The sequence below is a fragment of the Neisseria sp. P0001.S005 genome, assembly GCF_051963715.1.
In genome coordinates this window covers 1-648 of sequence record NZ_JBQCTZ010000490.1, presented here as the reverse complement: position 1 = coordinate 648, position 648 = coordinate 1, and the positions used below count along the sequence as shown (strand labels likewise).

1 pseudogene is annotated in these 648 nt (G+C 48.1%); it reads left to right on the top strand.

From position 1 onward, the window contains the following. A pseudogene (locus tag ACTHSP_RS21245) lies at positions 1-354 on the top strand (dihydrolipoyl dehydrogenase); the annotation flags it as partial. Between the last annotated feature and the right edge of the window lie 294 nt (positions 355-648).

Sequence of the window (648 nt, the reverse complement as noted above, 5' to 3'; positions counted from 1 at the left end):
GTTATTTACACCGACCCTGAAATCGCTTGGGTGGGTAAAACCGAAGAGCAGCTCAAAGCCGAAGGCGTGGAGTACAAGAAAGGTACTTCAGGTTTCGGTGCAAACGGTCGCGCATTGGCAATGGGCAAAGCCAAAGGTACGGTTAAAGTGTTGGCAGATGCCAAAACCGACCGTATCTTGGGCGTACACATGATCGGTCCGGTTGTCAGCGAATTGGTTACCGAAGGCGTGACTGCGCTCGAATTCTTCGCCAGCAGCGAAGACATCGCCCGCATTATCCATGCCCACCCAACCTTGTCCGAAGTGGTTCACGAAGCTGCATTGGCGGCCGACAAACGCGCTTTGCACGGTTGATAGACATTAAGGCCGTCTGAAACTTTTCAGACGGCCTTAAGGCCTTCGACAAATTGAATGTTCCGAGAGCTTCGTTTTCTGATTTATAATTCCGTCAGACAAACACACAGCATTTACATTCATTATGAACAAAGAAATAGTCGGTATTTTCTTTATACCGGCGGGCATCATCAGCATGTGTATGGCCGCATTGTGGCAGATGTATGTGATGATGACCGAAACTTATACGCTCAACCGTTTCAAAGATAAAGAATTGGTTTGGCGCGTGGCATTGTTGTTTATCAGTTTCAGCCT